This is a genomic window from Leptospira brenneri (genome assembly GCF_002812125.1).
GTDB lineage: Bacteria > Spirochaetota > Leptospiria > Leptospirales > Leptospiraceae > Leptospira_A > Leptospira_A brenneri.
Genome location: NZ_NPDQ01000009.1, coordinates 1 through 24175, shown reverse-complemented (window position 1 = coordinate 24175; position 24175 = coordinate 1). Strand labels below are relative to the sequence as shown.

The window sequence follows — 24175 nt, the reverse complement described above, 5'->3', positions numbered from 1 at the left end:
TTAGTCTGACCATCCTACAAGAATTCGACGTGGGCCGGTAAAGGGGAGTCTACCGTGTGAAACAGACAGGTTATCAATGATCATTACATCTCCTGTTTGCCATGGAATTGCGACTAAATGTTTCCAAAACACATCGGCAATCGATTTCATTTCTTTTGCTGAAATTTCTTCTCCATTTCCATAGGTAACATGTACGTCATGAGATTCCTGTCCAGAAATTCGTTTGATCAATGTTAGGAGTGTGAGGAGAAGGGCAACACCAAGGGCTCTAAATGTTTTTTGTCTTTTGAATATTTTCCAAACTTCGCTAACTGCTGCTTGGTAATGGAAAGTTTGTGAATGGTTATGCCATGCAATAGTTTTTGCTTCTGGATGAACTCTAAAACCCGATTGTTCATTGGTGATGGTTAAGGAATCTTGCCCGAACCAATCCAATTGGAATCGATTTTTGTCTGAGATCTTTTTAACTTCATCTAGATTGGTAGTTCCAAACATTTCGTCCCAACGTTTGGTTTTCCATAATGAGAACCTAGCTTTCGTCGATGGACCATCATAACGTCTTCTATAACGGATTCCATGGTTCTGGATTTTTTCTTTGATCTTCGGATCAATATCTTTATAAATTTCTCTAAGATCTGCAATGGGAGATTCACCACCAGTTTCTGCAGCTTTTTCTGCATAAAAGAATAATAGTTTTGGTGGGTTATCTAGAAAACTCATCTCAGCATGTTGCATGATCGGATAGTGAGGAGGGAGCTCACTTGCAGTAAACACGTGTTTTACGACTTGATCTCTGGGAGAAGTTCCCAAATAGAATTCACCCAATTTTTTTTCTTCCGTGGCGAACAAAACAGATTGGAAGTCGGTTGCTTCATGGATGGGGAAACCACGAAAGAGAATGGCTCCGTAGGTTTTGAGATCCTCTCTCCATTCTTTCTGGTTTTTTTGGATCCAGTGGGTTAGGTCTGTAAGATCTTTTTCCTCTCCGGGTTCATAAACGATGGGAAGTTTTGTCTCCCCGATGAAAGACTTTCGGATCCAATGGGTGGCAGTCGTAGTGGCTCGGCTCATACTACTGCCATCTTATTGAACCCCGTTATTTTATAGCAAGAAAAAATCTGTTATATTGAACTAAAGTTCTACAATAACATTCCCGCCGCGACCGTTTGGTTGGTCCCTTCATCGACCAAAACAAAGCTACCGGTGCCTCGAATTTTGGAATAAGGGTCATATGCTACTGGTTTTGCCGTCCTGATCGTGACCTTTCCTATTTCATTTAGGGCTAGGCTTGTCTGTTCCTTCTTTTCATGAGTGCTTGTTTCCACTCGGTATTCCAAGGAACGAATGGAGGCCTTTACCGCATTTGTGGTTTGGCGGAGTAAATATTTGGAACCCGGAGTCATCGGCTTTTGGTCCATCCAACAAATATGGGCTTCCAGGTCTTGTGAGGTAGTGGGCTCTTGTCCAGTGACAACGAGCATATCCCCACGGCTCACGTCGATTTCATCTTCCAACCGAATGGCAACGGACATGGGAGCATAGGCAGAATTCACGGAACCTGCATAGGTATCAATGGCTTTGATTTTGGATTTTAGGCCACTCGGTAAAACGGTAATGGAATCACCAACGGTGAAATGGCCACTGCGAATTTGACCCGCATAACCTCTGTAATCATGGTATTCTGTCGTTTGAGGGCGGATTACATTTTGCACAGGAAATCTCGGTGCAGGAGATTCTTCTTCTGTATGAAGTTCAATGTCTTCTAAAAAACCAAGGAGTGATTTTCCTTTCCACCAAGGCATGGATGCTGATAGATCCACCACGTTGTCCCCATTGAGTGCGGAAATTGGAAGGAAGTGGATTGATTTTAAATCTAGGTCTTTTGCAAATTCTAAATATTGTTTTTGAATGTTTAAAAATACTTCCTCAGAAAAATCGACTAAGTCCATTTTGTTGATACAAACAACAACATACGGAATACGCAGTAGAGATACAATATAGGAATGTCTATAGGTTTGTTCGATCACACCTTTTCTAGCATCAATTAAAATGATCGCAAGATCAGAGTTAGATGCGCCAGTTACCATATTTCTTGTGTATTGGACGTGACCCGGTGCATCGGCAATGATAAACTTTCTTTTGGGTGTCGAGAAGTATTTATAAGCAACGTCGATGGTGATCCCTTGTTCTCTTTCGGCTTTTAGTCCGTCAGTGAGAAGGGCGAGGTTGATTTGACCATTCACTTGGCCTGCTTTTTCAATCGCTTCTAATTGGTCTTGAAAAATAGATTTACTATCATATAACAATCGTCCGATGAGGGTTGACTTTCCATCATCCACACTACCAGCAGTAATAAAACGTAAAATATCCATTAAAAGTATCCGCCTTTTTTTCTATCTTCCATGGCTGCTTCGGAACGTTTGTCATCAAGACGTGAGCCTCTTTCAGTTGTTCTTGAAACTTGGATTTCGCGAATGATGTCGTCAATGGAATTGGCTTCGGATTCGACAGCTGCTGTGCAGGTCATATCTCCCACAGTTCGGAAACGAACCGTTCTTGTTTCCACTTTATCGGAATTATCTAAACTAATGAATTTGGATACCGGAAATACTAGGTCTTCTCGCCATACAATTTCTCTCCTGTGAGAAAAATACAAAGAAGGAAGTTCTATTTTTTCTTTGCGAATGTATTCCCAAACATCAAGTTCTGTCCAGTTGCTGATAGGAAACACACGAACATTTTCACCGACATGGATTTTTCCATTATAGATATTCCAAAGTTCAGGACGTTGGAGTTTTGGATCCCAAGATCCAAATTCATCTCTGACAGAAAAAATTCTTTCTTTGGCTCTTGCCTTTTCTTCATCTCGACGAGCCCCACCAATACAAGCATCGAATTTAAACTCAGCTATGGTATCTAGAAGTGTCACCGCTTGGATGGCATTGCGACTTGGAAATTTACCTTTTTCTTCAACGGCCTTTCCTTGGTCGATAGAGTCTTGCACATAACGAACAATTAGTTTTTCTCCAGTTCGTTCTGCCAAATCATCTCTGAATTTTAGCGCCTCATCAAAGTTATGCCCTGTATCAATATGAACGAGTGGGAATGGAAATTTTCCAGGTCGGAAGGCTTTGAGTGCAAGATGGACTAAACAAATAGAATCCTTCCCTCCCGAAAACAGAAGGGCAGGCCTTTCAAATTGAGCTGCTACCTCTCTTAAAATATAGATGGCTTCCGATTCTAGTTGGTCTAGATGAGAAAGTCGATGTAAATCGGTCATGTTGGTATTATCCTTTTTTCGGTGTGAGTTTGCCGTCTACCCAGTGTAAGCCGCACTCTTTTTTAGATTCTTGTTCCCACCACCATCGGCCTGCACGAAAATCTTCCCCTGGTTCAATGGCGCGAGTGCAAGGAGCACAGCCAATGCTTGGAAAACCTTTATCGTGTAATAGATTATAAGGTACATTGTGTTCTCTGATATACTTCCAAGTATCTTCAAAGGACCATAAAAGTAGTGGTTGGTATTTGATTAAATTTCTTTGGGTGTCAGTTTCAAAAATAGACATTTCTGTCCGAAATCCTGATTGGTCTTTTCGTAGGCCCGTGACCCAGACTTCTGTGTCTTTTAAAATGGTATCGAGGGGAACCAGTTTACGAATTCGGCAACATTCTTTTCTTAAGTCTTGGGAATCATAAAAAGCATTGGGTCCATTCTCTTCCACATAGGACTGTATCTCTTTTTCATTGGGATAAAACGCTTCGATTCTTACCCCATAACGGATGTTTGTTTTTTGCCAAACATCATAGGTTTCTTGAAAAAGTCGTCCTGTATCCAAAGTGGCAATGCGAATGTCGATTTGGTTGGCGAGAATGGCGTGAGTGATGGCCTGGTCTTCCAATCCAAAACTGGTTGTGAACACGACCTTTCCTGGAAAATCCAAACTGAGTTGTTTTAATCCCTGTTCCAGTGAGAGGGAGGTATAGGTTTCTTGCAAAACTTCCAAATTTCCCATTTTTCCAATCCTACCATCCAATGTTTTGTATATTGGACGATTTGTAAACTATATTAGCGGAAATTACTAGATAGAGAAGTCTTCTACGTAAACTTTTGCCTTCTTAATCCTTAAATAGACCGTTTCTCCGGGCAAAAGGTTCAGAAGGCGATAGGTTTCCTGTTCTAGTACGGATTCGATGAGAGTGCCTGTATCCACTCGTTTGAGCTCCACTCGCACATTCCTACCTGTCGAATGGATGTATTGGATTTCGGCTGCAATTCCTTGGTCGGATTCTCTTACGATTTCCACATCATAAGGACGAACATAGGCCACCGCTACCGACTCTTTTACATCCTGGTGCTCACCACTATCGAGAGCCAAATTTCCAATTTTGGTTTTTCCTTCTTCAATCCGACCATGGAAGAGATTTACATCCCCAAGGAAATGGAAAACAAAAGGGGACTTTGGTTTGTTATAAACTTCATCAGGACTCCCTACTTGTTCCAATTGCCCCTGATTGAGGATGACAATGCGATCACTTACTTCCAAAGCTTCTTCTTGGTCATGGGTTACAAAAACACTCGTGATATGAATTTCATCATGAAGCCTTCGTAACCAGTTTCTGAGTTCCTTTCTGACTTTGGCATCCAGTGCTCCGAAAGGTTCATCGAGTAATAAAAATTTTGGTTCAATGGCAAGGGCACGGGCCAAGGCTACACGTTGGCGTTGCCCTCCAGATAACTCATGAGGGTAACGGTTATGGAATTTTTCGAGTTGGATGAGGGTGAGTAGTTTTGAAATCTTTTCTTGGATTTCTTTTTTGGAAGGCCTGAGGGCTTTTGGTCTCACTTCCAAACCAAAGGCAATATTTTCTGCAATGGTCATATGGCGAAAGAGGGCATAGTGTTGAAAAACAAAACCAACTTCTCCATTTTGAATTTTGGACTTAGAAAGATTTTCACCTACAAATTCGACTTTGCCATTGGTTGGTTCTTCGAGGCCAGCGATGATTCGAAGTAAGGTGGTTTTTCCTGAACCCGAGGGTCCAAGTAAAGCAACAAGTTCTCCATCAGGAATGGAAAGGTTGACATCTTTTAGAGCAGTGAACGACCCAAAGGTTTTATTTACGTTATTGATTTCAATCGGCATTTTTTTGACTCGCGGTTCGTTTTTCCAAAATCCATTTAAAGATGAGTGTGAGTAGAGAGAGAAATACGAGTAAGGTGGCACAAGAAAAGGCACCTACAGAATCAAACTCGTTGTATAACATTTCAATATGTAAAGGAAGAGTGGTTGTTTTTCCTCGGATATGTCCACTGAGTACGGACACAGCTCCAAATTCTCCCATAGCTCTCGCATTACAAAGAATGATTCCGTATAATAGTCCCCATTTGATATTGGGAAGGATGACTCGTTTGAGAAGTTGGGGAAAACTCGCTCCAAGTAACATACCGGCTTCTTCTTCTTCTCTTCCTTGGCTTTGCATAAGAGGGACAAGCTCTCTGGCAACAAAAGGAAAGGTGATGAATACGGTCGCAAGGATCAGCCCCGGTGTATTAAACACAATTTTGATTCCATTAGCGGAAAGAAAATCACCAAAGTAACCTTGTCTTCCGAATAACAATAAAAAGATGAGCCCTGATACCACCGGTGATACGGCAAATGGGGTATCAATGATGGTGACTAAAATATTTTTGCCGGGAAAATTAAACCTAGTGATCGTAAAAGCAGCCGTGATACCAAAAACTGTATTCAAAATGACAGAGATCACTGCTACCTTAACCGTGAGTCCAATGGCATAAAGTGCATATTCACTCGTGATGGATTCGATATACTTTGTATAACCTTCTGAAAACGCTTCTGAAAAAACTGTATATATTGGTAAAATAAGAATGATTCCAGCAAAAATATAGGCCAAAATCACCAGGAAAATAGGGAATATTTTGTTCTTCATGATAATTTTTTAGAAGCCCTTTCCTGGAGTAAATTAATCAAAAACATAAAAACAAAAGAGGTTAGTAACATTACAAGAGCAATGGAGGTCGCCTTTTCGTATTCGTATTGTTCTAGTTTGGTGACAATAAGGAGCGGAAGGATTTCCGTTTTTCCTGGAATGTTCCCCGAAATAAAAACAACAGATCCATACTCACCAATGCTTCTAGCAAAAGCCATACCTGTTCCCGCAAGAAGAGAGGGCCAAAGTTCAGGGAGTATCACTTTGTAAAAAGTTTGGAAGGGAGTAGCACCCAGGCAACGTGCACTTTCTTCTAGTTCTTTTGGCAACTCTTCAATGACTGGTTGTACGGTTCTTACTACAAATGGAAATCCAATAAAAACAAGAGCGATCACGATTCCTATAGGAGTGTAAGCAATTTTGATTCCCCATTTGTCAAAGAAAGATCCAATCATTCCGTTTTGCGAGTAGATGGTTGTGAGTGCAATCCCTGCTACTGCCGTTGGCAAAGTAAAAGGTAAATCAATTAAGGTATCGAGTAATTTTTTAAAAGGGAAGTTGTAACGAACAAGAACCCAAGCAAATAAAAATCCAACAAAGAGGTTGATGAGGGCAGAAATTAACCCCACACTAAAACTTAAAATAAGTGCAGAGCGAATTCTTTCATCAGAAAACACTTCTAGGATTCCTGAAACTCCAATCCCAAGGGAATGGAAGAAGAGACCTAGAAGTGGGATGATGACAACCGCGGACGAGTAAAAAACTGTCAGTCCTAAACTGATTCCTAAATGTATTTTTTTATACGGCCGGGTTTCTATAAGCATATTTTATTGGGTTTTGTAGATGGCATCAAAGACGCCTGCATCTGCAAAATGTTTTTTCTGTGCAGAATCCCAAGTTTCCCCTAAATCGGATAGGGAAAATAATTTGATATTGGGAAATTCTTTTGCAGAAGCTTTGGCAATTGCGGGATCAATGGGTCTAAAAAAATGCTTTGAAATGATAGATTGTCCTTCTTTTGTATAAAGAAACTCTAAGTAGGTCGTTGCTTTTTCCAAATTGCCTTTTTCTGTAGCAGTTTTAGTAACAACCGCAACAGGAGTTTCTGCTCGAATGGACTCAGAAGGATAAACAACTTCTAATGTATTTTTTCCCGATCTTTTCTCTTCATCTAAAGAAAGTTTTGCTTCATTCTCCCAAGTGATGAGAACATCACCAATCCCTCTTTGGACAAAGGTAGTTGTGGACCCACGAGCTCCTGTATCGAGGACGGATGTATTTTTGAAAAGTGCTTTTACGAAGTCTGTAGCTTTTTCATCAGACTTGTATTTGCGTTTTGCAAACCCATAGGCAGCTAAATAATTCCAACGAGCACCACCGCTAGTTTTTGGATTTGGTGTGATGATGGAAACACCTGGTTTTACGATATCATCCCAATCTTTGATTTTTTTGGGATTGGACTTACGAACTAAAAATACAATGGTAGAGTAGTAAGGGACACTATTGTTTGGAAGTTTTTTTTGCCAATTTGCATCAATTAACCCTGATTTGGTGGAGATGCTATCAATGTCATAAGAAAGAGCAAGGCTCACAATGTCGGCGTCCAAACCATCGATCACCGCTCGAGCTTGTTTCCCTGAACCGCCGTGGGACTGTTGGATCGCAAACTCACTTCCTTTTTTCGCCTTCCATTCTTTTAAGAAGGCCTTATTGATTTCTTCATACAATTCCCTGGTCGGGTCAAAGGACACGTGCAGGAAAGTGGAATCAGCGAGTAGGGAAGAGAGGCTCCCTAGCGTGATAAAAATGCACAATATTGCAGAAATTGTTGGTTTTAGATTGAGAAATTCGGTAAATTTTTTCATTTTTGCGCCCTTTTGATTAATAAATCAAACTCATCCTCCAATTTAGTGAATATTTGTCAAACGAAATTTATTTCGTAAAACCCTCTATTTTCCCTTACCGACATAAACCGGAAAAGGAAGAAGATAATTCTCTCAAGGAAATCTGGGGAAGTTCGATCCTTAAGGGAGAAGGCACCTTATGAACGTAAAAGTCCCAAACCAAAACGTAATTCAATTCCCGCAAGTTGATTGGAAGTCTTCCAAACCTGCTGGTTCCGAAAACCAAGCTTTTGCGGTGCGAGAAAGTTTTGGGGAGATTTTGGAACGAGAATTCCAAGTGCAATCTGAAAAAAAACAAACTGGTTCTGAATACAAAACCATCGGGCGAGAAAAAGAGGAGTCCTCCTCACAATCAGAAATTTCAAAATTAGAAGATTTCGCCAAACAAGAGTTGAATGATACTTCTGAATCCCCAAAAAACGAATCGATTACAAAAGAATCCTCTTCTTCAGAAGAAAAAGAAGATCTTACTGAGGAAGAAGATTTAGACCGTGAGGCATTGGAATATAGTATTGGCCTAGCCACTTCCCATGCGGATTGGGACCGGTCCATGGTTTCGGCAAACCAACTCAATGAAATCATAAATAAGGAAAAAACAGTTTTACTTTCCTTACAAAAGTCTGCGGAAAAATCGACTGCTTATTCTCCGAAAGAAGGAAACGCATTCATTGATGAAGCTAAAAAATTAGGGATGAGTTTTTTTCAGAAAGAGGGAACTGGAAAATCGACAGATCCTATCATACTGAAATCTCAAATGAGTTTGGAAAAAGAATCTAACTTAGTTCCTTTTCCTAAGAATGAAAAAAAGTCCTTAGAAAATAAAAAAGGAAACGAAAAACTAGATTCCTTATCTACTAAAAAAGAAAACATCCATTCCGGTTCCGTGGTCTCTGATTTGGTATTTGCCAAAGGAAAAGAAATTAAAGTAGAAGTAAATGAACTTACTTTCGAACACTCTGTTCGTAAAACAGATGGGAAATTAAAAAATAATAAACAGACAAACAATGGATCGGAAAATCCAGAAGTTTCTTCTGAACAAGAAAAATCTAACCAAACTTTAAATTCTGATAAAATGATTCGATCTCTTGGAATTAAAGACAAAGAATTTCAAAAACAAGATTTGAAAGTGCAAACTCCTGCTGAAAAACAAAAACAGACTGAGGCTGCTTTTATTCCTACCATTCAAAATTCCGGTTCCTCAAAATCAGGAGAAGATGGCGGTCGTCCTTCTGAGGAAAGAAGTTTGAAGCAAGGATTCACTCTAACTTCTTTAGAATCCAAATCCATACAAAAGGCTGAGGACATTCGTTCGTCAGAAAAAACGGCAAAACCAAAAGAACCGAATCTCAAACAAAACTTAGACGAACTCATCAAACAAGCAAGGTTTGATATCGTACAAAATGGAAAGTCTAGTGCCGAGATCGTAATGAATCCTAAAGAATACGGAAGACTTACCTTAAAAGTCACTGTGGACGGCGAAAAAGTCGAAGGGCGTATCCTTGTGGAATCAGAAGAATTGCAAAAATCTCTTCAAAACGAAATCCAAACCATCAAAGAAAACTTAAAAGAATCAGGTCTTGATTTACAAGCTCTCATCATTGATTTATGGGATGATGGAAGTGGACTTACTGATAGAAAAGAACAAAATGAACTCTACCAAACTATGGTAGAAGCCGCTCGGTTTCGTAATGCAGAAAACACTCTCGGACTCGAAGAGTCTTCTGACTCACTTGGTTCCCCTGAGTTTGCGGAAACCAAAGCTTTGGAATTTTTTGCATAAATCATTAGGAAATATAGAAAAATAGAGGATCCCATGCCAGACGGAATGCAAGACATCTCAACACAAAATTCAGCAAGAACCAAATACTTTGAAGGGGATCGCACTTTCAATATTCGTAAACATTTGGACCAACTTGAAAAAGAAGAAACAAGTGGGCTTAAAGGAATTGAAATTCGTGAGAAACAAAAGGAGCTCGGGAAAGATGATTTTTTAAAACTCCTTCTTACTCAACTTTCTCACCAAGATCCAACAAACCCGGTGCAAGATAAAGACTTCATCGCACAAATGGCACAGTTTTCATCACTCGAACAGATGAAAAATATTTCTTCTGGGATTGCCAGAATGGAATCTAAACAAAGTTATTCGGTCGTTGGTAAAATTGTTTCTGGGCCAGACCTTGTGACGGGAGAGGATGTGACGGGGCTTGCGGGTGCTATTCTTTTTGATAACGAAGGGAAAACTTACGTTCGTGTGAATGGAAGAATGCTTGATGTAGCAAAAATCAATTTGATTTCTGATCCATCTCTTCTCAAACCAGAGCCAGAATTCCAACGTCCCCAGAACGCACCGAACATTCCGAATAATACATTAAAAAAACAAGAAGCTTATCAGGATTAATTCAAAAAGGTCGATAAAAAAAGAGAGGATATAACGTTATGATGAGATCACTTTACTCCGGAGTTTCCGGATTGAAAAACCACCAAGTAAGAATGGATGTTATAGGTAACAACATCTCCAACGTGAACACACACGGTTTTAAAACGGAGCGAGTTACTTTCCAAGATATGATCTCGCAAGAGTTACAAGGTGCTTCTGAACCAAATGAAAGGATCGGGGGAACAAACCCGAAACAAGTGGGTCTTGGTTCTCTCATCGCTGCTATCGATAAAATCATGACGCAAGGTGCCTTACAAACAACAGGAAAGAACACCGATGTTGCTGTGTCGGGTGAAGGTTTCTTTATTGTGAAAGATGGTGACAAACAGTTTTATACTCGCGCCGGTGCTTTCAACGTAGATAAAAATGGATTTTATGTAAATCCAGCCAACGGTTTAAAAGTACAAGGTTGGAACTCTCGTTTGGATGAAACAGGAAATAAATACATCAACTCCGCAGGATCTTTGGAAGACATCATGATTCCTCTTTACTCCAAAGAACCAGCTCGTGCCACTCAGAACGTAGATTTTCAATCCAACCTCAATTCTAGTGTTGCAGCAGTTCCCGCGGACGCAACAGAAGAAGACATCCAACGTTATATCAATGATCCAGATCCTCGCCAAAGAAGAGGTCACGTAACATCCATTAATGTTTATGATGAACTTGGGAACACTCGCCAAATGGGTGTTGAGTTTTACAAAATGAGAGAAAACGTATGGAAGATGCGTTTTAAATTGGAAGACGCAAGTCAAGTTTCTGTGGATGTCAGCGGAACAGGTGGGGAAAACACAAAAGTTTCCGGAAACCAAGAGTTAGAAGTCTCCTTTACTCCAGACGGAAAAATCATTTCTGTTTCTGATGGAGTGGATTCTCAAACCACGGGAAAACTCAAAGCCGATATTTCTTTCCGAATTCCAGGAAACCCAACCGCCCAAAAATTCAGTTTGAATTTAGGAGAAGCCGGCCTTGTGGGAGGGATCACTCAGTTCTCTTCTGATTTTACAACCAAAGCAGTGAAACAAGACGGATACCCTATGGGTTATATGGAATCTTTCTCCATCGACAACACAGGAACTGTGACGGGAGTATTTTCCAATGGGGTGCGCCAACCACTCGCAAGGATCGCTCTTGCCAACTTTACAAACCCTGCTGGTCTCAACAAAGAAGGGGACACGATGTATAGTTACTCTCTGAACTCAGGGGATGCCAACATTGGAGAAGCGGGAAGCCAAGGCCGTGGAAAGATCAATGCAGGACTTCTTGAAATGTCAAACGTGGATCTTTCTGACCAGTTTACGGATATGATCGTGACACAAAGGGGATTTCAGGCCAACTCCCGAACCATTGTGACCTCAGACCAAATGATCCAAGAAGTTCTAGGTCTCAAACGATAAGATTTCTGATGGAGCGGGGGAAACCCCGTTTTTTCCTTGAATTCTGCAAAATTCTAAGAAAACTGGGTCAAACCAAACTATTTAGAATTTGCCTAACTTGTCTCGCTTTCAAAAAAATACTCTCCTTACCTTTTCGCTTTTGGCGTTTATCGCCTATGCTCCGTTATACTATTCGATTCGTAATGCAATCAAAAAAGAAACATTGCCTGTCACTTATGAATCAGCAGAAACTGTTTCCTTTTTTAGTTTAGGAGAATGGGAAGTCCAAACTAAAGAATCGGATTCCAAAACCCTTCGAATTCTTTCTCTTCTCATTGACTTTGAATTCAAAAAAATTACCGGAGGGGTTTATCTCGGTAAAGAAGATTCACTCTCCTTAGCCAAAAAAAATAGATCCAATTTTGTTTTATATGGGGCTTTTGAGTGGAAAGAAAAAGGAATCGAATTCACTCCGAAGCTTAGTTCGGTGGAACAAAAAGCAAGTTATTCGGGTAAACCGGTTTATCTTCCTTATGAAGAACGAGGTAAGTTAGTTTCTAGTATTTATCAATCTCTCTCTCATCTTTTGGATGAAACCATTCGTTTGCATCGATTGATGAAGCGAAAACCCGAATGGAAATTTCCGCCAGAAGATGAATTCCTTTCCGAGTCAGAGTTTGTCAAACTGTCTGAATATGATTCGAATTTATCACTGGAAGAAAAAACTTCGCTTTTAAAATCGTTTGAGTTTCCTTCTGAGTATGTACAATTTCTCAAACTAGTTGTCAGTTTAGAAAAAAGAACTGATGAGTCATTCAAAGAGATTTGGCGAAATGTAGGTGGAAATTCCAATTTTTCCGCATACACGAAGTTCTACGTTGCCAAAAACATTGCTGAGTTCTATTTCGCAAAAAAAGAATTTAGTAAAACAATCGAATATGCTTCTGCTGCAAGAAAAGAAAGAGAAAGTCTAAAATCAGTATTTCATAGTGATTATGCAGATACCATTTCCTTACTAGGAAAGGCATTAGTTCTCGACGGAAAAAAAGAAGAGGCTGTTTATTATTTAACCTCTGCAAAAAAACTTTACGATACTTTGGGTCTACTTATGGATCCAAGTTCTGTAGAAAATTCTTACTTTTATGGCCTTCTTCTTTACGATCTCGTCCAACCTGAACTTGCCTCTTATGAATTGTCTTCCATTCGTGGACTTTTGCCAAGTGGGTTAGAGTCTATTTATTTAGATTTTAACTTAGCAAAGGTATATTATGACTTAGGTCGTTTCGATGCCAGCTTGTCTTTGTTACAAGACCAAAGAAAAATCATTATGGATGAAGGTTTTGTCAATCATGACATTGCTTTGTATTCTTATAATTTGTATGCAGCTTCTCTTTATAAATCAGGCAAGTGGAGTATTGCTAAATCAACCTGGGAATCTTTAGTGAATGCTAAATCCATTTATGGAATTGAAGACAAACCCTACCACCGTTATGCTTTGTTTAATTTAGCCGTTCTATCCAAACTTCGAAATAATCCTGAACAAACAGAAAGTTATTACAAACAATATACAAGGTTATCACCTTATGGACAAATTGTAGACTTATCCACAAACGATCGTTTTGAAATTGGTAAACCAATTTATCCTTATACTTGGGAAATTCCCGTTCAAAATTCTTTTGCAGAGTTGGAAGAAAAAACAATCCGGTCGTATACGGGGCGTTATTTGTTTAATGGACAAGATGAAGAGATTCGTGCAAGGACCTATGAAAACAGACTCGAAGATACCAATTTATTTTTAGATGATTTACTAAATGCCAAGGCTTTTCTTTCCAAACCCATGTCATTTCTTCGTAAAACATTGTTTGGTGATCTAAAACGGTTTGAAAAAGGAAATCAAATTGTATTTTTTGATATTGGACCTGCTTTAAACCATCCAGAATATCCTGGTGTGACTTCTCTGGCAGTTGCCAAACATTTTCCTGGAATGGAAGTTGTTTTATGGGAGTTACCAGGGGAAGTAGACTTATACTTGAAAAAAGTAAAACCAGAATTAAAAGATCGGTTATATTCTTTTCCGAATATTCGAATTCTTTCTGCCGATGGAGTGGGTGAGTTTCAAACGATCTATACCGAACCTAAAAATTGGATCCTCAGAAATCGCCCCATTCCTAATTTAAAAGGAAAAACCATTATCGTCCGAGCAGCAAACTCGATCGATATTTACGAACCATATACAAAAATCCTTCCTCACTTTCAAAACATTGGGAAAGAATTAAAAACAAATCCTATTCTTTATTTTTTCAACCGCAGCATCCTTTTAAAACCTGCAGGCAAAGAAAAATTTATATTAATTGGCAATCAATCCATTCGAGGATTTCATCATAACTTTCAAAGTTTAGATCGAAATGGGGAACCTCCTTATTCCATCCTTCCCTATACTATCAGCGAGGAATTAAACCCATGAATTTAGTAGAAACAGAATTCCTCTTCTGTATCCTTTCCGGATTCTTTTTATTTCATTCTCTATCTAGAATTGTTGATGATGGAAACCGGAGTGATTTGATCTTCCGATGGGTTACCATTTCTATTTTTGGTTTTATCATTACAGAGTCTTTGAACAAGTGGGGGATTCGGTCAGACCTTTGGAATACTGATTCTATATTTGCTTATATCACCAAAAGTAATCTTATCCTTTTTCTTTCTTATTCCTCTTTGGAAGAGAGGATATTCAATTTAAAACCTTTCTTTCGGATCTTTGTTTCGGTCTTTTTGTATTCTTTTTGGGTTTCTGTATTGTATGGAATTCATTTCTTTCAAAATACAATACTCGTCCAAGATAATACTTTGATTTTACCTTTTGCAATTGCTCTTGGGGCTTTTCTTTGGACAAGGGAAATGTTTTGGACCGGTGAAGACAAAAGAAACCTATCGTTAGGTGAAGATAGTTCCCGTTTTGTTTATTTGAGTTTTTTTCCAGCAGCCTTTCTTGTTTTATCTCCATGGAAAGAGGATGTCCATTTTTACAATCAAGTATCTGCAATCCTTATGTATGGGATTTCTTCTTTTGTTGGATTTTTGATCGTTTCAAAGTTCAAAAAAGAAATTGTTCCTTTTAGCTCGGAGATTGGAATTTGGATTGGTGGTTTTGCGTTTTCTAGTTCTTTAGGAGCAGAAATTGTGGTGGTTCTGCCTTTGGCCATGCTCTCTGGAATTTTTGGGAGGTTACTATATTCCTATTTATCCAGACTGGCATGGTCTGAATCTGGGATTCGGGGAGTGGTTTCCTTTCTGTACCCCTCAATTTTGGGAATTTTCCTTCCTTTTTTACTCTTGGAACCAAGCGGATGGGTGCATTCACCCTATGTATTGTTAGGAGTCCAAGTTCTCTATTTTTTGAGTTTTTATTTGGTCGCTTCGCTCAGTTTTGGGATCATCCTCTTAATCAAACAAAAGTAAGATTTATTTTCCAAAAAAAACAATCGACAGTCGATTTTTTCATGTCGATAGTATGCCTGTGACCAAATCTTCGGATTCGCAATTCATCATCACAGACGATCCTTTTTTTGAAGGCAAAGTTGCCGATTATTCCAAAAAAATCAAAGCTAAGGTTTTGACTTTATCTGAACTTGATCAGATTGAGACGGATTCCCATGGACGCATCGCCAAGGTATTGTTCTATATCTCTCGGTATGAATTAGAAAATAAACACCAAGAGATCCATCAATTTTTAAAGAATCATCCAACCATCATGTCGAACTTTATTGTTCGTGCACCTATTGATTATACTGGTTACATTGCACTTAGCATTGAAGAAGATTTGTTTTTCACCAATGTTCCGGATGATGCCCCTCTCGTTTTTTTAGTCAAAGCTCTTGCGAATGCGTTTACGAGCCTGCAGATGGTTGTGGATAAATTCGAACTCCAAAAACGAATCAATGTCTCCACCAATGAAATTTCAAAGCTTACAAGGATCGGGATTAGCCTTGCCAACGAAAAAGATTTCACAAAATTACTTCGAGACATTCTGAACTCTGCTCGTGAAATTTCTAATTCAGATTCTGGTTCCTTGTATTTGGTGGAAAAAGACGAAAGAGGAAATCCTCGTAATTTACGTTTTAAAATTTCCGCATTGGATCTGAATTCAGATGAATTCATTCTCCCGATTAACAAAAAGAGTATTGCTGGTTACGTTGCTTTTACTGGAAAACAACTCAATATTCCAAATGTGTACGAATTGTCCGGTAAAGAGGAATACAAATTCAACAGTGATTTTGATAAAATGAGTAATTATTATTCAAAGTCAATGCTTGTGGTTCCTATGAAGGATCACCATGACGAAGTTGTGGGTGTCATCCAACTTATCAATCGAAAGAAAAATTTCCAAATCAAACTAACCTTGGAAGAAATGAAAACCAATTCTATTTTAGAATATGATAAATATTCGGAAGAATTGGTGATGGCTGTGGCTGGACAAGCGGCAGTGGCCATCCAAAATAATAATTTGGTTCATGACATTGAAACCCTTTTTGAAGGTTTTGTCACTGCCAGTGTATCGGCCATTGAATCTAGGGATCCCACTACTTCGGGTCACTCCTTTCGGGTGGCACAGTACACTGTGGGACTTGCTGAGTCTGTGAATGGAATCCAAGCGGGTAGGTTTAAAGATGTTCATTTTAATGAATCACAAGTAAAAGAAATCCGTTACGCCTCTCTTCTCCATGACTTTGGAAAGGTTGGGGTCAGGGAAAAGGTTTTAGTCAAAGCTAAGAAATTAGAAGACTATGAACTAGATTTAATTCGTTGGCGTTTTCAATTCATCTTAAAAGATGTAGAAGCAAACTTATCTCAAAAGAAAATAGAATACTTAAAAAAACATGGTAACAATGGTTATTTGGAGTTTGAGAAATCCATTCAACTCGAATATAGTTTAGAAAAAGAAAAACTAGAAGAGATGGTGCGAGTGATTTCTGAATCAAATGAACCCTCTATTTTAGAAGAAGGAAATTCTCACTTTTTAGAAGAGATTTCTAAAATGAGTTACCATACAACCGATGGAAACCACTTGAATCTCCTTATGCCTAGAGAGTTTAATTTTTTATCCATTCGTCGCGGGTCTTTGGACTTTGATGAAAGAAGGGAAATTGAATCCCATGTAGAACATACCTTTCAATTTTTATCCAAGATCCCTTGGACCCGGGAACTCAAAATGGTTCCTGCCATTGCCCATGGTCACCATGAAAAACTAAACGGTTCTGGTTATCCGCGAGGACTCTCTGCGGTCGAAATTCCGGTGCAAGCTAAGATGATGGCCATTGCTGATATCTTTGATGCCCTCACAGACCAAGACCGTCCTTATAAAAAGGCAGTGCCTTTGGAACGTGCCTTTGATATATTAAAAATGGAAGTCCGAGACCAACACATCGATGGGGACCTTCTCGATATTTTTATCGGGAGTAAGGCTTACGAAAAAATCTTACATAAAAGATAAACCAGAATGCAAAGTTCTGGTTTTGTCCCTGATGTTTAAGTAAAGTTTTCTTTTACTAGACTTTCGAAATGGTTTCCTCGTTCTTCAAAATTTTTATACAAATCAAAACTAGCACCTGCTGGTGAGAAAATCACTGACAGGGTTTGTGATTTATCATCCCCCTCTGATTCTATTTTAGAATCAATTGCCTTCTTAATGTTTGTGATGAGTGAGGGCAGGTCTGGAAAATACAAAACGGGAAGTCCGGTCTTATCAAATTCTGATTTCCAAACTTCCGCAGCCTTACCATAAACCCAAATGGGAGACTCTAATTCTTTCCATCGATTTAAAAATGGAGTTATGGATTCTGACTTAGGAATTCCTCCTAAAATTAAAAAAAGTCCATCTCCTTTTTTAAATCCTGAAATTCCGGAAAGCATTGAATGAAGATTCGTGGATTTTGAATCATTGATAAAATGAATTTCTTTGTATTGGTTTTGAAACTCTGAGTTTTCTATTTTTCGAAACCGGTGCGGAAGCCCATAAAAAGATTCAAATTGTTTTTGAATTTCTTTTTTTTCCATTCCCATGGATTCACTAAGGGCGATGGCAAAACATAAATTCATCAGGTTGTGTTTTCCTTTTAGAGGAAACTGGGAAGCGTCATAGACATGGTTAGGTGTATGAATTTGGTTAGGATCCAAACTTACAAAATATTTTGTTCCTTCACCTATTAAGTGTAAGTTTGTATTTTTTTGTTTTTCTTCTGGAAAAAATTGGAAAAAGTTCGGATTCACAAACAAGTTATGTTTGGGATCTTTTAAGTTTTGTATTTTCCATTTTGCTTCTGCATAAGATCTCATTGTTTGATGTCTTTCCAAATGGTCAGATGCCAAATTTAAAATTGCTGATGCCGTTAAATGTAGATTAGGTGAATCATCTAGTTGGTAACTAGAAAGTTCTAAAACTACTAAATCCAAGGGCTCTAAACAAAAAGAGGTAAAGGGAATTCCAATATTTCCTCCCATTTTTGAATTTGGAAATTTTGATTTTAGAATGTGATAGGTAAGTGCCGTTGTGGTTGATTTTCCATCCGTACCAGTAATTCCAATAACCCGGCCTTTGAAAAAAATTCGAGCCAAAGAAATTTCACTCAAAATAGGAATCTCTTTTGTTTTGGCTTCTTCCAAGATGGGATGGTCAGGTAGGATGCCTGGGCTTTTGATGATACAATCAATTCCTACCAGAACTTCCTGTGGGTAATTGTCTGACAAAACAGAAGTGTATATTTCTTTGTTGGCGCGGTCGGGAAATTTGTCTGCAAGCAAACACCGTTTGCCTAGAGAGTTTAATAATTTGGCAGAGGAATCTCCAGAGGAACCTCCTCCTAAAATGAGGAAATTTTGGAACCTGTCTAGGTCAGAAGCTGTCGGAATGGATTCAGAAAACATTGATTGACACTCCGTTAAATTACGTTGATTTTGTAAAATCATATCAGGTTGGGTAAATCGGTGCTAAAACACGAAGTGAAAGACGGAAAACTAGTCGTTTATCTGGAAGGTCGATTGGACGTTTCTGTGGCAAATGAAGTGGAAGAGGGCCTCATGGAACTCATCGATAACGCTGGTCATAGAAAAGTTCTTTTAAACATGAAGGATGTTGAATACATGTCATCTTCTGGATTCAGAGCTTGTATTTCCACACTTCGCAAGCTCAATTCCAAAGAGGGATCTTTGAAAATTTCGAACATCAAACCTGCTGTCAAACGTATCTTTGATGTTATTGAACTTACTTCTCTTTTTGATATTTATGACTCGGAAGATGCTGCGCTAAAAGCGTTTTAAGCATAAATCCGTGAACCCTATTTTACATAAGATTGTAGAGACCAAACACGAAGAAGTTCGTTTGTCCAGGGGGAAGACTCTTCCTCCTCGTGTCATTCCCATAAGGCCTTGGGAGCCAAGACTCAAAACAAATTCCATTTCAGTCATTGCGGAATGCAAAAAAGGAAGCCCTAGTTCTGGAATCCTTCGCCCTGATTACCACCCTGTTGAAATTGCATCCATTTACGAATCTGCAGGAGCAGGGGCGATCTCTGTCCTCACTGATTCACAGTATTTTTTTGGATCTTTAAATGATCTCAAATCAGTCGCGGAGTCCGTATCTATTCCTGTGATTCGAAAAGACTTTATCATAGATCCTGTTCAAATTGATGAAGCCTATTCTTATGGTGCTTCTGCCATTTTACTCATTGTAAGAATCCTTTCTCCCCGTGACTTAACTTCCTTACTGCAACATGCAAAAAACTTAGGACTTTCGATTCTTGTGGAAACACATAATCGTGAAGAAGTAAAAACAGCCCTTGATGCTGGAGCCACTACTATCGGTATCAACACTAGAGATCTGGATACATTTGAAATTCATCAAAACCTAATTGAGGACATTGCTCCTGAACTAGATGATTCCATCATTCGTGTTGCTGAATCTGGAATCAAAAGTTATGATGATTGGCAAAAATACAAAGGGATCGTTGATTCTATGTTAATTGGCACTTACTTTATGAAAAGTAAGGACATAAAAAAAGATTTTCAGTCTCTTCTCTCTGGAAATTAATCTCCGATTTTCAGGTAAATTCTAAGGATAATTTCGCTTTTCTCCAATTGTCCTTCGTTTATTCTATCCGCATGAACTGGAAGCAATTCCTAAAGGGATTCATTTTATTTCTACTCTATATTGGAACTGCCAAATTGGGAATGGAATTTTTCTCTTTCCAACCTATGAACTTGGCCGTCCTCTGGATCCCTTCTGGAATTGGTCTTATTGGTTGTTTATTTTTTGGATATCGTTTTTTACCTGTCGTTTGGCTTGCCAGTTTCCTTGCGAATCAGGATGGGCTCATCAGTAGCCAACATGGTTTGAGCCAGTTTGATTTGTATCTTAGTATTTGTCTTACCGCTGGGGTAGATACATTTCAATCAACATTGGCTTATACCTTTTGGCAGAAAAAAATTCGTAAGAACCTGAATTCCGCGAAAGATAATTTTTATTTCGTTGCTTATGTATCTTTTTTATCGAGTGCAATTTCCATTTTATGTTTGGGAGGAGTTCTCTATTATTTCGGGTATTTTTATAAATTAAATTTTTCTGAAATTGTTAGAACCTTACTCGTTATCATTTTTGGAGATACAATTGGAATTTTTATCACCGTACCATTCTTTATGGCTTGGAGGAAATTTCGACTTGAGGATCTGTCTAGTAAACTGATTTTATGGACAACAGCTTTTATTCTCGTGCAGGCAGTGATTGTTTATCACTTCCCTTATCTTTTCTTTTTATCTTTTTTAATTCTGATTTATTTAGGTTATCGGTTCCAGGTCCGCGGTGTTACCTTAGGTGTATTTCTTTTATACCTATCCAGTATACTGATGACAAGGATGGGAGTTGGCCCATTTGTATACAAGGGAGTTTTTGATTCTTATATTTATCTGATTTCTTTTCTAATTCCGTTTTCTATTTTGTCTGAGTTCATTACCTTACAATACCAACGTCTCATCACTTATCGTTTTGAATTGGAAAAAAAGGTTTTTGACCGAACGAAACTACTGAGAAAACAAGTTTTTGAAAAGAACAAAGCCATAGAAGCCTTACACACTTCTGAAAAACTCTTAAGTGAGTCCAATCACACAAAGGATATATTTTTTTCTATCATTGCCCATGATTTAAGAAATCCGCTAGGAGCTTTTAAGCAGCTAACAGAAATTCTATATGAAGACTTTGACTCACATACGAATGCAGAAAAAAAAGACACTATCTTTGAAATTCAAAATTCCGCATCTTTACTCTATGGACTACTAGAGCAGCTTTTGGATTGGGCAAGAACCCAAACAGGAAATATGCCATTTCGGCCCAAACAAGTCAATCTTATCCATCTTGTCACAAAAATCACTGACCAAGTGGATTCCTTGATCAAAAAAAAATCCATCCGCATCACTACGGATATTGCAGAAGAGTCGGCTTATGTGTATGCAGATTCTGAAATGATTCAGGCTGTACTTCGCAACTTAATTACCAACTCAATCAAATTTACAAATGAAAACGGTGAAATTAAGATCATTGTAAAACAAGATGAAGACGGGATTCGTGTGGAGTGCCATGATAATGGAATTGGGATGGGTAGTTCGGATCTAGAGAAATTATTCCGGGTTGATGCACAAGTAACGAGTATTGGATTGGAAGGTGAAAAGGGGACTGGACTTGGTCTCATCCTTTGTAGTGAATTTATTAAATTACATGGTGGTGAAATTTGGGCAACTAGTGAAAAAGGTAAGGGAACGGTTGTTAGTTTTCGTTTGCCGGCTCCTAGGTAATTTTATGGAAATTAAAAGTAACTAAAACGCGCCAGTCAAAACTTCCATTTCTTTTATTCCTCGTAAGGTAGAAAAATGGTAAACTTTGTATTTTTGGGTTTTGAATTGATTTCAATGATTCCGTTGTGTTTTTCTATGACTTGTTTGGAAATGTAAAGTCCAAGTCCCGTACCTTGTCCCACAGGTTTTGTTGTAAAAAAAGGATCAAAAATTTTATCCAGGATTTCTTTGGGAATGCCTGGGCCTGAATCTTGAATGGAAACAAAAACATAAATTATACCGTCTTTTTGGGTTTGTCCGATCTCAATTTTTAGTTCGCCTTTTCCATTCATAGATTGGATGGCATTTTGGATTAGATTTGCCCAAACTTGATTTAACTCATCCGGATAACATGAAATAGGTGAAATTTGTTGGAAGTTTGTGGTGATTTGAATTCCTTGTTTAAAGTATCCTGCTAAAACTGCGATTACGTTTTGTATTGAGTCCGCTAAATGAATGGTTCTTTTTTCTTCTTTTGGGTCGAAGTGAGTGAAGTTCTTTAGTGCTTGGGCAATTTTGATGGCTCGGTTTGCAGCAATTTGAATTGTGTTAGTGTCTTGTAAAATTTTAACAACCTTTTCTGCTAAAACAAGAAGAGAGTCCGATCTTTTTTCAGAAAATACAGAAGCCCATTCGTCGGGAATATTTTTTAAACCCAAACTCACGAGTAAGTCGGCCATTCTTTCCGATTCATCGATTCTTAAGTTTTGGAGCGTTTGACTGATTTCTTGTTTTTGAAGGCGGTATTCTTTCCCGGAAAGAAGTTCAACTTGGGAAAGTGAAAAATCAATCAGAGATACCAAAATAGGATAACAATCTTTGGGAATTGGCTCATAGTATGGTAACTCTTTAAAAAAGGTAGAGATGCTGTCTCTGATAGAATCGCTAGTCATAATCACTGCACTGAGTGGTGAGTTAATTTCATGAGCCACACTTGCGACCATGACCCCCAAAGAGGATAGTTTTTCAGAGTGAATTAATTGTTGTGATGCGTTTTTGAATTTTAATTCGGCAGAAACAATTTCACCAGAAATATGTTTGGATAAAAAAATAGACTGAAAGAAAACGAAGAGTAACATTCCGTAATTGAGTAATAATGGTTTTGTCCTACCAAGTAGTGATATGGTTATGTCGTGGCTTGCAAACCCAACTAAAAGAAGGATTGATAAACCCAGATAGATAAACCCGGAACGTTTGTCTCTAATATACCGAAAAATTAAATAGATTGCAACTGTCAAAATAGGGATAATTACACATAACACATACAAGTGTAATGAACTAATCAAATAAACCGAACCAAAAATTGTAATGATTGTTGGTATGATTAATATACCAGATGAAATGTATATAATTTGTTTGGAGAGGTATTCTTTTGTTAAAGAGTGGATATAGTGAATTCCTAATATAACGCTAGCATATTGGGTAAAAAAATCGATCCTATAAACAAGTTCGCTTGGATTGGATTCAAAAAAGAGAAATAAAGTTTTCTGTCCAGTTGTAAGGATTTGAAAAGACATGATCAAACAAAAGAAAAAGAAGTAAAGGGAACCTATGATCTTTTTTCTAGTATAGTGCATTCCTAATTGGTAGAAACCCAAAAAAAATAATCCACCGATCACAATCGATTCTTTTAGAATGTCTTTTTCGCGAGAGGTTTTGAGTGATTTCTGGATTCCGAGACTTGGCGGAATTCGAATTCCTCCAGATCTATAAAAACGATTTTTTACAAACACAGTGATTTGGATTTGGTTTTTGTCGGAAGGTAATAAATAGATCAGTTGGGGTTTGATATCAATACTTTCATTGGCATTTCCAACAGATCCAAGAGAGCCGATTTTGGTTTGGTCTTGGAAAACTTCGCAATCAGAAAAAATAACATCAAAATCAAGAGCCAAAGGAATTTTTTCTTTGGGAAGGTTTATCGTTAAATGATAACTTCCAATCCCAAATCCTTTTTTACCGTCTTCCCTTCTGTTATACGAGTTCCAGTTGGGGGAGTCTGGAATGGATACAAGGATGGTATCTTGTGTCTCGCTCAGCGTGAATTTGTTAGGTGTGAATTTCCATTCGCCTTCTAAAGGAAGAATACCTTCTTCTTGGAAAGAGTGGTTTTCTAGATTCAAAATTCCATTCTCTAACTTTGAGTTTCCGTTTGGATTCCAGAAACAAGAACAAAAGAAATAAAGACAAAAGAGGAATATTGTTTTAGAAATAACATTCATAAGATTCCTTTGCCCGATTGGTAATTTGGTCTTTTCGTAAGGTTCATCTAAAGAAACCAGATTTTCGGTTGGTCAAGTTTTATTTTCCTATTCTTTTTTGATAAAAGAGAAAGGTTATCTTTGTTTGGTTGGATTCTAAAAGGCGGATGAGAGAATAACTTGTGTTAAGTTTATTTTGCTGCCGAGAATTGGTCGGAAACAAAGTTCGTTTTTTGTTTCTCTATATGTGATCTTTGTCTGATATCTTTGTGAATCCATAGATTTGGTTTGCATTTTAAATCTTTTTCCATGCCGAAAGTTCGATCTTTCCTCATAAAAAAAAGGTGAATTGTTTCTTAAAACTGGGACAATTTTTATAAAAGAGGTTTGACTTGTGGTGTACATTCTGGAATATGGACAAACGGCGATTGGAAGAGG

The 24175-nt window shown here is 38.3% G+C and carries 18 protein-coding genes and 1 pseudogene; 9 read left to right on the top strand and 10 right to left on the bottom strand.

Going from position 1 to position 24175, the window contains the following annotated elements; all coding sequences use genetic code 11:
- The 8 genes from CH361_RS16985 to CH361_RS16950 all read right to left on the bottom strand — a co-directional run bounded on the left by CH361_RS16985 (position 1) and on the right by CH361_RS16950 (position 7814).
- Positions 1-1071 (bottom strand): TauD/TfdA family dioxygenase, encoded by a 1071-nt coding sequence (locus tag CH361_RS16985; RefSeq protein ID WP_100792022.1) that lies wholly within the window; start codon positions 1069-1071, stop codon positions 1-3.
- A 68-nt stretch (positions 1072-1139) separates the two neighbouring features.
- Positions 1140-2372, bottom strand: coding sequence for a sulfate adenylyltransferase subunit 1 (locus CH361_RS16980; RefSeq protein ID WP_100792021.1), 1233 nt, complete (start codon positions 2370-2372; stop codon positions 1140-1142).
- Positions 2372-3280 carry a sulfate adenylyltransferase subunit CysD gene (cysD, locus tag CH361_RS16975; RefSeq protein WP_100792020.1) on the bottom strand — a complete coding sequence of 303 codons (909 nt, stop codon included), beginning with the start codon at positions 3278-3280 and terminating at the stop codon, positions 2372-2374. The genes CH361_RS16980 and cysD overlap by 1 nt, the downstream gene beginning before the upstream one ends.
- 7 nt (positions 3281-3287) lie before the next feature.
- Positions 3288-4013, bottom strand: coding sequence for a phosphoadenylyl-sulfate reductase (locus CH361_RS16970; RefSeq protein ID WP_100792019.1), 726 nt, complete (start codon positions 4011-4013; stop codon positions 3288-3290).
- Between the two features lie 66 nt (positions 4014-4079).
- Entirely contained in the window at positions 4080-5144 is a 1065-nt protein-coding gene (locus CH361_RS16965) for a sulfate/molybdate ABC transporter ATP-binding protein (RefSeq protein WP_100792018.1), read from the bottom strand.
- Complete coding sequence (gene cysW / locus CH361_RS16960; RefSeq protein ID WP_100792017.1) at positions 5134-5949, bottom strand: sulfate ABC transporter permease subunit CysW; 816 nt, start codon at positions 5947-5949, stop codon at positions 5134-5136. Before cysW ends, CH361_RS16965 begins: the two co-directional genes overlap by 11 nt.
- A complete protein-coding gene (gene cysT, locus CH361_RS16955) occupies positions 5946-6773 on the bottom strand; it encodes a sulfate ABC transporter permease subunit CysT (RefSeq protein ID WP_100792016.1) in 828 nt (275 codons plus the stop codon). The genes cysW and cysT overlap by 4 nt, the downstream gene beginning before the upstream one ends.
- A gap of 3 nt (positions 6774-6776) precedes the next feature.
- Complete coding sequence (locus CH361_RS16950) at positions 6777-7814, bottom strand: sulfate ABC transporter substrate-binding protein (protein ID WP_100792015.1); 1038 nt, start codon at positions 7812-7814, stop codon at positions 6777-6779.
- Between the two features lie 178 nt (positions 7815-7992).
- Between CH361_RS16950 and CH361_RS16945 the strand changes: the two genes are divergently transcribed.
- From CH361_RS16945 to CH361_RS16920, 6 genes and pseudogenes are all read left to right on the top strand, one after another.
- Positions 7993-9633 carry a flagellar hook-length control protein FliK gene (locus tag CH361_RS16945; protein WP_100792014.1) on the top strand — a complete coding sequence of 547 codons (1641 nt, stop codon included), beginning with the start codon at positions 7993-7995 and terminating at the stop codon, positions 9631-9633.
- A gap of 45 nt (positions 9634-9678) precedes the next feature.
- A pseudogene (locus CH361_RS16940) lies at positions 9679-10221 on the top strand (flagellar hook capping FlgD N-terminal domain-containing protein); the annotation flags it as partial.
- A gap of 68 nt (positions 10222-10289) precedes the next feature.
- Positions 10290-11684 (top strand): flagellar hook protein FlgE, encoded by a 1395-nt coding sequence (flgE, locus tag CH361_RS16935; protein ID WP_100792012.1) that lies wholly within the window; start codon positions 10290-10292, stop codon positions 11682-11684.
- A 97-nt stretch (positions 11685-11781) separates the two neighbouring features.
- Positions 11782-14127, top strand: a complete 2346-nt coding sequence (locus tag CH361_RS16930; RefSeq protein ID WP_208861464.1) for a tetratricopeptide repeat protein — start codon at positions 11782-11784, stop codon at positions 14125-14127.
- Complete coding sequence (locus CH361_RS16925; RefSeq protein WP_100792010.1) at positions 14124-15119, top strand: hypothetical protein; 996 nt, start codon at positions 14124-14126, stop codon at positions 15117-15119. The genes CH361_RS16930 and CH361_RS16925 overlap by 4 nt, the downstream gene beginning before the upstream one ends.
- Positions 15120-15171: 52 nt before the next feature.
- Positions 15172-17151 (top strand): HD family phosphohydrolase, encoded by a 1980-nt coding sequence (locus CH361_RS16920; RefSeq protein ID WP_100792009.1) that lies wholly within the window; start codon positions 15172-15174, stop codon positions 17149-17151.
- 35 nt (positions 17152-17186) lie between these two features.
- Here CH361_RS16920 and murD read toward each other — a convergent pair whose 3' ends face one another.
- Complete coding sequence (gene murD, locus CH361_RS16915) at positions 17187-18581, bottom strand: UDP-N-acetylmuramoyl-L-alanine--D-glutamate ligase (RefSeq protein ID WP_100792008.1); 1395 nt, start codon at positions 18579-18581, stop codon at positions 17187-17189.
- A gap of 60 nt (positions 18582-18641) precedes the next feature.
- On the opposite strand from murD, the gene CH361_RS16910 reads away from it, so the two are divergent.
- From CH361_RS16910 to CH361_RS16900, 3 genes are all read left to right on the top strand, one after another.
- Positions 18642-18974 carry an STAS domain-containing protein gene (locus CH361_RS16910; protein ID WP_002971981.1) on the top strand — a complete coding sequence of 111 codons (333 nt, stop codon included), beginning with the start codon at positions 18642-18644 and terminating at the stop codon, positions 18972-18974.
- Between the two features lie 10 nt (positions 18975-18984).
- On the top strand, positions 18985-19743 hold the full coding sequence (trpC, locus tag CH361_RS16905) for an indole-3-glycerol phosphate synthase TrpC (protein WP_100792007.1): 759 nt from the start codon (positions 18985-18987) through the stop codon (positions 19741-19743).
- A 71-nt stretch (positions 19744-19814) separates the two neighbouring features.
- Positions 19815-21497 carry a sensor histidine kinase gene (locus tag CH361_RS16900; protein ID WP_100792006.1) on the top strand — a complete coding sequence of 561 codons (1683 nt, stop codon included), beginning with the start codon at positions 19815-19817 and terminating at the stop codon, positions 21495-21497.
- A gap of 53 nt (positions 21498-21550) precedes the next feature.
- Here CH361_RS16900 and CH361_RS16895 read toward each other — a convergent pair whose 3' ends face one another.
- Positions 21551-23659, bottom strand: coding sequence for an ATP-binding protein (locus tag CH361_RS16895; protein ID WP_244279938.1), 2109 nt, complete (start codon positions 23657-23659; stop codon positions 21551-21553).
- Between the last annotated feature and the right edge of the window lie 516 nt (positions 23660-24175).

Bases quoted from the DNA above. Each gene is read 5' to 3' on its own strand.
- cysW (WP_100792017.1), bottom strand. From the start codon at position 5,949: ATGAAGAACAAAATATTCCCTATTTTCCTGGTGATTTTGGCCTATATT.
- CH361_RS16965 (WP_100792018.1), bottom strand. From the start codon at position 5,144: ATGCCGATTGAAATCAATAACGTAAATAAAACCTTTGGGTCGTTCACT.
- CH361_RS16970 (WP_100792019.1), bottom strand. From the start codon at position 4,013: ATGGGAAATTTGGAAGTTTTGCAAGAAACCTATACCTCCCTCTCACTG.
- flgE (WP_100792012.1), top strand. From the start codon at position 10,290: ATGATGAGATCACTTTACTCCGGAGTTTCCGGATTGAAAAACCACCAA.
- CH361_RS16980 (WP_100792021.1), bottom strand. From the start codon at position 2,372: ATGGATATTTTACGTTTTATTACTGCTGGTAGTGTGGATGATGGAAAG.
- CH361_RS16925 (WP_100792010.1), top strand. From the start codon at position 14,124: ATGAATTTAGTAGAAACAGAATTCCTCTTCTGTATCCTTTCCGGATTC.
- murD (WP_100792008.1), bottom strand. From the start codon at position 18,581: ATGTTTTCTGAATCCATTCCGACAGCTTCTGACCTAGACAGGTTCCAA.
- CH361_RS16900 (WP_100792006.1), top strand. From the start codon at position 19,815: ATGAACTGGAAGCAATTCCTAAAGGGATTCATTTTATTTCTACTCTAT.
- CH361_RS16945 (WP_100792014.1), top strand. From the start codon at position 7,993: ATGAACGTAAAAGTCCCAAACCAAAACGTAATTCAATTCCCGCAAGTT.
- CH361_RS16985 (WP_100792022.1), bottom strand. From the start codon at position 1,071: ATGAGCCGAGCCACTACGACTGCCACCCATTGGATCCGAAAGTCTTTC.
- CH361_RS16950 (WP_100792015.1), bottom strand. From the start codon at position 7,814: ATGAAAAAATTTACCGAATTTCTCAATCTAAAACCAACAATTTCTGCA.
- cysT (WP_100792016.1), bottom strand. From the start codon at position 6,773: ATGCTTATAGAAACCCGGCCGTATAAAAAAATACATTTAGGAATCAGT.
- CH361_RS16920 (WP_100792009.1), top strand. From the start codon at position 15,172: ATGCCTGTGACCAAATCTTCGGATTCGCAATTCATCATCACAGACGAT.
- cysD (WP_100792020.1), bottom strand. From the start codon at position 3,280: ATGACCGATTTACATCGACTTTCTCATCTAGACCAACTAGAATCGGAA.